Origin of the sequence: Actinomadura rubrisoli, assembly GCF_004349215.1 — a bacterium.
GTDB classification, from domain to species: domain Bacteria; phylum Actinomycetota; class Actinomycetes; order Streptosporangiales; family Streptosporangiaceae; genus Spirillospora; species Spirillospora rubrisoli.
In genome coordinates this window covers 20,458-28,655 of sequence record NZ_SMKU01000084.1, presented here as the reverse complement: position 1 = coordinate 28,655, position 8,198 = coordinate 20,458, and the positions used below count along the sequence as shown (strand labels likewise).

The 8,198-nt window shown below is 70.6% G+C and carries 7 protein-coding genes, 2 tRNA genes and 1 CRISPR repeat array; of the genes, 4 read left to right on the top strand and 5 right to left on the bottom strand.

Features of this window, described 5'->3' with window-relative positions; genetic code table 11:
• The 3 genes from E1298_RS17965 to E1298_RS17955 all read left to right on the top strand — a co-directional run.
• The coding region (locus E1298_RS17965; RefSeq protein WP_165975519.1) for a C40 family peptidase at window positions 1–205 on the top strand (205 nt) is incomplete at its 5' end.
• Window positions 206–219: 14 nt separating this feature from the next.
• Window positions 220–1,140: a phosphoadenosine phosphosulfate reductase gene (locus E1298_RS17960; RefSeq protein ID WP_207944695.1), complete on the top strand. Its 921-nt coding sequence runs from the start codon at window positions 220–222 to the stop codon at window positions 1,138–1,140.
• Between the two features lie 60 nt (window positions 1,141–1,200).
• Entirely contained in the window at window positions 1,201–1,410 is a 210-nt protein-coding gene (locus E1298_RS17955) for a helix-turn-helix domain-containing protein (RefSeq protein ID WP_131894658.1), read from the top strand.
• 244 nt (window positions 1,411–1,654) lie between these two features.
• Window positions 1,655–2,904: a CRISPR direct-repeat array (repeat unit 29 nt; unit sequence GTGCTCCCCGCGCACGCGGGGATGGTCCC).
• Window positions 2,905–3,472: 568 nt separating this feature from the next.
• On the opposite strand, the gene E1298_RS17950 is transcribed toward E1298_RS17955, so the two are convergent.
• A tRNA-Gly gene (locus E1298_RS17950) sits at window positions 3,473–3,543 on the bottom strand.
• Window positions 3,544–3,704: 161 nt separating this feature from the next.
• Here E1298_RS17950 and E1298_RS17945 point away from each other — a divergent pair.
• A tRNA-Pro gene (locus tag E1298_RS17945) sits at window positions 3,705–3,781 on the top strand.
• Between the two features lie 59 nt (window positions 3,782–3,840).
• Here E1298_RS17945 and E1298_RS17940 read toward each other — a convergent pair.
• From E1298_RS17940 to E1298_RS17925, 4 genes are all read right to left on the bottom strand, one after another.
• Window positions 3,841–4,119: a WGxxGxxG family protein gene (locus E1298_RS17940; protein WP_131894656.1), complete on the bottom strand. Its 279-nt coding sequence runs from the start codon at window positions 4,117–4,119 to the stop codon at window positions 3,841–3,843.
• A 190-nt stretch (window positions 4,120–4,309) separates the two neighbouring features.
• Window positions 4,310–4,810, bottom strand: a complete 501-nt coding sequence (locus E1298_RS17935; RefSeq protein ID WP_131894654.1) for a hypothetical protein — start codon at window positions 4,808–4,810, stop codon at window positions 4,310–4,312.
• A gap of 26 nt (window positions 4,811–4,836) precedes the next feature.
• Window positions 4,837–7,455 carry an alanine--tRNA ligase gene (gene alaS / locus E1298_RS17930; protein WP_131894652.1) on the bottom strand — a complete coding sequence of 873 codons (2,619 nt, stop codon included), beginning with the start codon at window positions 7,453–7,455 and terminating at the stop codon, window positions 4,837–4,839.
• Between the two features lie 210 nt (window positions 7,456–7,665).
• On the bottom strand, window positions 7,666–8,076 hold the full coding sequence (locus E1298_RS17925) for a winged helix-turn-helix transcriptional regulator (protein WP_131894650.1): 411 nt from the start codon (window positions 8,074–8,076) through the stop codon (window positions 7,666–7,668).
• Between the last annotated feature and the right edge of the window lie 122 nt (window positions 8,077–8,198).

Genomic DNA, 8,198 nt, shown 5'->3' with positions numbered 1-8,198 from the left:
CCCCGGTGACCTGCTCTTCTTCGCCACCACCCCCACTCACCCCGCGTCCATCCACCACGTCGGCATCTACCTCGGCCACGGCCGCATGATCCACGCCCCACAAACCGGCGACGTCGTCCGCATCTCCCCATTCACCGGCAACCCCCACCGCGAACACCAATACGCCGGCGCAACCCGTCCCGCTGTCCGAGCCGAGCTCAGCTGATCGGAGGCCCGTACTTGCACGCAGACCGCCATCCACCACCGGCCTGCCCGACGCAGGAACCGAGGCGCCCCCGCCGTCAGAAGCAACCCCACTCCGGGGCGCGACCCAAAGCCAGAAAGTCTTCACCCTTCTGCGGACCCATCCGCGCCTTCAGCTTCGGCGGCGGCTGGCAATCCACGGCCGCCCTCGTCTTAGCCGCCCAAGGCGAACTCGACTACCGCACCTTCCTGTTCGCCAACGTCGGCGACGACTCCGAACACCCCGCCACCCTGCGCTACATCCGCGACCACGCCGCCCCCTACGCAGCCGCCCACGGCATCGAACTCCGCCAGCTCTCCCGCACCCGCCGCGACGGAACCACCGAAACCCTCTACGGCCGCCTCATGCGCGAAGGCTCCCGCTCCATCCCCATCCCCGTCCGCATGAGCAACGGCGTCCCTGGCACCCGCTCCTGCACCGCCGACTTCAAGATCCGTGTCATCGGCCGCTGGCTCAAAGCCCACGGAGCCGGCCCCGCCAACCCCGCCACCATCGGCATCGGAATCAGCGTCGACGAGATCCACCGCGCCAACAACCGCCGCAGCGAACCCTACGAACACATCGTCTACCCGCTCCTGGACCTCGGCATCCGCCGCACCGACTGCCCCCGCATCATCCGCTCCGCCGATCTGCCCGTCCCACCCAAATCCGCCTGCTGGTTCTGCCCCTTCCACCGCCTCACCGCCTGGCAGGACATGCGCCACGACCAACCCGACCTGTTCACCCGGGCCTGCCACCTGGAACACACCATCAACACCCGCCGAGCCGCCCTCGGCAAAGACCCCGTCTACCTCACCCGCTACAACGCACCCCTCGCCGACGTCACCCCCGACATCGACCCGCTCCCCTTCGACGAAACCGACGGCACCTGCGACAGCGGCTGGTGCTTCACCTGAACACCCACACCCAGCTGGCCCACAACCCCGAGCACACCTCGAACCCGCGGAGACCCACGCATGCAAACCCTCAGATACACAGATCTCACCGAACTACCATGCGTCGTCGACATCATGACCGCCGCCCGCGTACTCGGCCTATCCCGCACCTACGCCTACCAACTCGCCAAGCGCGAGGAGTTCCCCTGCAGAGTGATACGCATCGGGAACTGCTATCGCGTACCAACAGCAGCCCTCCTCGCTCTACTGGGCGCAGACCAGGCCAGCTGACTGGTTAAATCGCAGCAGAGCAACATCTGAATCCTCAGGGGTCGGAGGACAGGTCGGCCCCTGAACCTCCGGTGCGGGTGATGTGGAAGTGAGTAGCGTGTCTCTTCTCCGACTGGCCAGCCGGGCATCTCCGGGCCCGAACGCTCGCGTTACCATCAACTTTCCGCGCGTGTCTGATATGTCCGAGTCTCCACAAGTGCTCAAAACTGGCATGTCCGGCCGATAGCGCTGCAGGTCAGCGAGGGTGCTCCCCGCGCACGCGGGGATGGTCCCTGCTGTGGAGGTCCCGGCGCGCCAGACGCGCCGTGCTCCCCGCGCACGCGGGGATGGTCCCGCGATTCGGACGCCGAGCGCGACCAGCAGGCCGTGCTCCCCGCGCACGCGGGGATGGTCCCGCGCGATGGCGGAGAGCCTGCAGACCCCGGACGTGCTCCCCGCGCACGCGGGGATGGTCCCGTGAGCAAGCTCGCCTGCGACCACCTGCACAGGTGCTCCCCGCGCACGCGGGGATGGTCCCTCCTCGGCCATGTCCATCGTCAGGACGGTGTCGTGCTCCCCGCGCACGCGGGGATGGTCCCGAGTACCAGCAGGTTCGGACTTGGCAGAACGCGTGCTCCCCGCGCACGCGGGGATGGTCCCGGTCCCGGCCCCGGCCGGATGCTGTTCGCGTCGTGCTCCCCGCGCACGCGGGGATGGTCCCAGCGCAGCCGCCACCGCCGCCACCGCCACCAGGTGCTCCCCGCGCACGCGGGGATGGTCCCCGCTGGGCCGTGCGGGCCAGCGGGTGGGTGTCGTGCTCCCCGCGCACGCGGGGATGGTCCCTACGCCGAGCCGGTCGCCCATGCCTATCTCAGGTGCTCCCCGCGCACGCGGGGATGGTCCCTTCCATTCCACGATCAGGTAGTCACCTGGATAGTGCTCCCCGCGCACGCGGGGATGGTCCCTCATCGAACGCTCCGGCGGACTGCTGGTAGGTGTGCTCCCCGCGCACGCGGGGATGGTCCCGGCTCCACGATCTACGACGGGGACCGGATCGGGTGCTCCCCGCGCACGCGGGGATGGTCCTCCACGCCCTCGTTTTCCAGCTCCTCACGCGCGGTGCTCCCCGCGCACGCGGGGATGGTCCCGTGACGAGCTGGTTGGGGATGTCCTCGGGGCCGTGCTCCCCGCGCACGCGGGGATGGTCCCTCGCGCGAGGACGGTTCCCCCGAGCTGCGGGCGTGCTCCCCGCGCACGCGGGGATGGTCCCCGCAGCACGTCACCATCGGGGTCCTTGGAGTCGTGCTCCCCGCGCACGCGGGGATGGTCCCGCGGGGCGCCCCACGGTCCGCGTCACGGCCGTGTGCTCCCCGCGCACGCGGGGATGGTCCCGGTCCAACCCGAAGAAGGACAAGTCCGCCCGGGTGCTCCCCGCGCACGCGGGGATGGTCCCGACCGCCATCGGCCGACTTCTTGCAAGTTGCGTGTGCTCCCCGCGCACGCGGGGATGGTCCCTGGGGCGGGTCGCGCCCATACTGTGGATCGCGGTGCTCCCCGCGCACGTACGCGGGGAGCACCCTTCCTTCTTCGGCCGGCGGCGAGGCTGGGCGTTGGACCATCCCCGGGTGCGCGGGGAGCACAGAGCGCTGGTTTTGCACGCCAGATGTCTGGGGGACTATCCCCGCGCGAGGATGGTCCCTCGTAGTAGCCATAGGCGGGTGGGCCCGCTACGTGCTCCCGGCCACGCGGGGATCGTCCCGACTACACCTTCAGATCCGACGCCGAGAAGCGGTGCTCCCTGTGCGCGGGGGTAGGGCGCTGACGGGCTTTGCTGTGTGCCTGCTGCAGGCACAGCGATGGGCCTTCTTGTCCGGCGGCTCGCCGGTTCGACGGGTGACGTGACTGGGTCATCGGGCTGGAGCCGGTGTCCAACTGGTGGGATGGACGAGGGGTTCACGGTGCCGGGGGAGCGGCAAGGATCCGCCATGATCGCGCACGGTTACAGTGATAGAACCAGTGATAGAAGATCTTGGTCGGGACCCATGATCTTGGCGAGTGGGGGTCTGACCTGCGGGAACTCGGGAGCGGGCGACGGGAATCGAACCCGCGTAGCCAGTTTGGAAGACTGGGGCTCTGCCATTGAGCTACGCCCGCGAGCGGAGCGAGGGGTGGGCCCTCGGTCGCCATCCCGTAGGGTACAGGGTTTCTCGGGTGGGCGTGGTCGCGGGGCGTTGGGCGACCGGAATGCCGGGTTGAGCGGAGCGGGCGGGGCTGATCCCCACTAGACTTCAGGTGTCACCGCGTTCGGCGGTGGGCGGGCTGTAGCGCAGTTTGGTAGCGCACCGGCTTTGGGTGCCGGGGGTCGTGGGTTCAAATCCCGCCAGCCCGACCAGGATGACCGCCGCCCGGTACGTTCCCGGGTGGAGCGGGACGTAGCCGGGCGGCGGCCGGTTAGACTCCCGGGCCTTCGCGGCGGCCGGTGGTGTGGCTTTCGGCGACGCCCACCTTGGGGCGGCGGGACCTCATGCCCATGGCGCCGAGCAGGCCGAGGAGTCCGAGCAGGCCCCACAGGCCCTTCTTGTTGCTTCCGCCGCCGCTGTCGTCGTCCGGCGCCTTCTGCTGCTGGACGTTCTGGACGGCGGGCGGTTTCGGCGGCTCGGCCGTCGCCGGCGCGGCGGACCCGAACATGAGCAGGGCGGCCATGCTCGCCGCCCCCAGGAACCTTCGCATGCTTTCCCCATTTCCCCGTGTATCGCGTGGTTCGGATCCAGTCGTTCGGAGGCACTTCCCTCAGGCGGTGCCGCGTACCGTGTGATCGCCGAACCTCCCCTGTTTGTTGACCTTCTCCTGACGGTCGGCGCGGCAGGGCGGAGGAAGCTGCCCGGGGGAAAAGGTGAAAGGGAGAGTGCGGGCGGGACGGTCAGCCGCTTGTCGGGGAGGTGGCCAGGGCGCCTTCGCGGACCCTGGTGAGGACGGTGGTGACCGTGCCGACGATCTCGGGGGTCGCCTCGCGGAGGGCCTCGGCCGACGGACGGTGGGGGGCCGGGTCCACTTCGGCGGCCTCCAGCAGGGGCAGGACGTCGAGAAGGTGTTGTTCGAGCCAGCCCATCGGGTCGGCGGTCAGGGCGGGGAGGAAGACGCGCCGTCCGGGCTCGTTGTCGGCCATGCCGGGGTGGTGGTGCATCCGGTCCTTGGTGCCCGGGCCGCCGGCGACCGACTCCAGGAAGTCGGCGCGCCAGACGGCCCGGTCCGCGATGACCGGCTGGGACGCGTTGGGGCTGCCGCGCCAGGGGCGCGGGTCGAGCAGGCGCAGCTCGACGCGGACGCCGCGTTCGTGGCCGCCGCGGTCGGGGTCGGGATCGATCAGGTAGAGGTCCTCGACCGTGATCCCGAGGCTGCCGAGACAGAAGACGCGCAGCATCGCAAGGCTCCCCTCGCCGTCCAGATTCAGCCTATGCGCCGGCGAGCCTCGTCCGCCGCGAGGCGCACCGCCTTTTCCAGGTTCTCGGGACGGCGCCCGCCCGCGCTCGCGACGGGGCCCTTGCCGCCCGCGCCGCCGCCGACCTCCCGCGCCGCCCCGGCCAGCAGGTCGCGCGCCTGGACGCCGCCGTCCGCGACCGCCGCGACCAGGGCCGCCTTGCCGCCGGTCACCGTGCCGAGGACGACCGTCCCGTTGCCGCCGCGGCGTGCGAGGACGCCGGCCGCGAGGGAGCGCAGGTCGGGGACGTCCACGATCTGCGCGACCAGCCAGCCGCCGGGCAGCGGCTCCGCGGTCGACGCCAGCCGCGCCGCGTGCGCGTCGAGTTCGGCTCGGCGCAGCGACTCCAGCTCCCGCTGTGTCTCCGCGAGCGTTCCGAGCCGCTGCCGCAGGCGGTCCGGCGCCTGGTCGGGGCGGACGTTCAGCAGGCTCGCCAGCTCGGCCAGCAGGTCCCGCTGGTGGTCGTAGTGGCGCAGGGCGTCCGCGCCGGTGAGCGCCTCGACGCGGCGCAGGCCGGTGCCGATGGACGACTCGCCGACGATGTGGACGGGGCCCGCCTGGGAGCCGTGCCCGACGTGGGTGCCGCCGCAGAGTTCGCGGGACGCGTCGCCGATGTCGACGATGCGGACGTCGGTGCCGTACTTCTCGCCGAACAGCGCGACCGCGCCCGCCGCCTCCGCCTCGGCGCGGCTCGCCTCCCAGACGCGGACGTCCGGATCGTCCAGAAGGTAGTCGTTTACAAGGGTTTGGACGGTGCCCAGCTCGGCGGGGTCCATCGCGGAGAAGTGCGCGAAGTCGAAGCGCAGCCGTCCGGGCTCGACACGGGATCCGCGCTGCGCCGCGTGCTCGCCGAGGACGCGCCGCAGCATCGCATGCAGGACGTGTGTGGCGCTGTGGGAGCGCGCGGTCGCCGCCCGCCGGTCCGCGTCCACGACCGCCTCCGCCTCGTCGCCCGGACGGACCTCGCCCTCCAAGACCTGGACGGTGTGGACGTGCAGGCCGTCCAGGCCGGGGCGCGTGTCCAGGACGCGCAGAACTCCGCCGGAGGTGCGCAGTGTGCCGGTATCGCCGACCTGGCCGCCCGCCTCCGCATAGAACGGGCTACGGGTGAGAACCACCTCGACTTCGTCGCCTTCGCGCGCGCTCTGGACGGTGTCGGTGTCGTCCAGTAGCGCGACCAGGCGGGTCTCGGCGTTCGTCGTGTCGTACCCGACGAAGTCGGTGAGGCCGTGTTCCGCGCTGATCCGCCGGTACAGGTCTTGGCGTGCGACCGCGTCGCCCTTGCGGCCCTGTGCCGCCCGGTGCGCCTGGCGCCGCTGCTCTTCCAGCAGTTCGGCGAACGCCTCTTCGTCGACCGTGAGCCCCGCCGAGCGTGCCGCGTCCACGGTCAGGTCGATGGGGAAGCCGTAGGTGTCGTGGAGCTCGAACGCGGTCTGTCCCGAGATGGTGGATCCCGCGCGGCCGATCGCGGACTCCAGCAGCCGCGACCCCTGGCGGAGCGTCCGCTCGAACCCCTCCTCCTCCGCCGTGACGACCTGCTGGATCAGCTCCGACTGCCGCTCCAGCTCCGGCCACGCGCCGCCCAGGTTGCCGATGACGCTGCCGGTCAGCGCGGGCAGCACCGGCTCGCCGACGCCCAGTTGGCGCGCGTGCCGGATCGCGCGGCGCATGAGGCGGCGCAGGACGTAGCCGCGGCCGTCGCGCGCCGGGAGCACGCCGTCGGCGATGAGGAACGCGATGGAGCGCGCGTGCTCGGTCACGACGCGGAACGACGTCGACGCCTCGCTCCCGTCCCGCCCGGGGTACGCGCGGCCCGCCAGTTCCTGGACGAGCCGGAACGTCGGCGCGAGCAGATCGGTCTCGCACACCGTCTCGGCGTCCTGGAGGATCGCCGCGAGCCGGTCCAGGCCGAGCCCGGTGTCGATGTTCCGCGCGGGCAGCCCGCCGAGGATCGGGTAGTCGCCCTTACCAGAGCCCTCTCCGCGGAGGTTCTGCATGAAGACGAGGTTCCACAGCTCCTGGTAGCGCTCGCCGTCGACCGCCGGACCGCCTTCGGACCCGTACGCGGGGCCCCGGTCGTAATGCAGTTCGGACGACGGGCCGCACGGGCCGGGTATGCCCATCGACCAGTAGTTGTCCTCCATGCCGAGCCGCTGGATCCGTTCCGGGGGAACGCCTACGCGCCGCCAGAGCCGCTCTGCCTCGTCATCGTCGAGGTACACGGTGACCCATAGACGTTCTGGGTCGAGGTTGTAGTGCCGGGTGAAAAGCTCCCAGGCCCAGGAGATCGCCTCGGGTTTGAAGTAGTCGCCGAAGGAGAAGTTGCCGAGCATTTCGAAGAACGTCGCGTGGCGGGTCGTCCGCCCGACGTTCTCGATGTCGCTCGTACGCGCGCACTTCTGCACGGACATCGCCCGGGGGTGGTCCGGGATGGTCTCTCCGAGGAAGTACGGCTTGAACTGGTTCATGCCCGCGTTCGCCAGCAGCAGCGTGGGATCGGACGGGATCAGCGGGCTGGACGGGACGACGCGGTGGTCGCGTTCCTGGAAGAAGCCCAGGAACGTCGAACGGATGTCAGAAGAGCGCATGGAATGGCCTCACGAGGTCGATGGGATGACGGCGCACACCGCCGAGCCGGGCCGAGAACGACTGCTCGTTCCCCAGCTCGGCGCGGCTAGCTCGCCGTCCCACCTCGTGAAAGGCCATCGGATTCCTGTGGTTCCTCGGTCGTCGGGTCTGTCAGACCACGCTACCTCGCCGATCTCCGGACGGGCACGCCCATTTCCGTGCGCGGACCCTCACATCGACTTGAGGGCGTCGGTCTCGGCGGCGCGGACGTCGTACTCGGCGCGGGCCTCGTCGATCTCGTCCAGGTGGGTCTCGGCCCAGCGGACGAGGCTGCTCGCCGCGTCCATGAGCGTCCGGCCCAGCGGGGTGAGCGCGTAGTCCACGCGGGGCGGCATCACCGGGTACACGGTGCGCGACACGATGCCGTCGCGCTCCAGGCCGCGCAGCGTGACGGTGAGCATGCGCTGGCTGATGCCGTCGATCTCGCGCTTCAGCTCGGTGAACCGCTTGGTGCGCTCGCCGAGCAGGGCGATCACTTGCAGGGACCACTTGTCGCCGACGCGGTCGAGGATCTCCCTCGCGCGGCACATCGAGGGAGTGTGCTCGTTGCATGCGCCGGACGAGGGCGTGCTGGGCTCCATGGTTCTCTCCAGGTGACCGAGGCAGAAAAAAGTGCCTTCTTGTGCGGGCTCCGCGGGTGTCAGCACCATGAAGACGGTTCCGAAAGGGAACTGCCTTACTTCTCAGAACCCAAGGAGACACC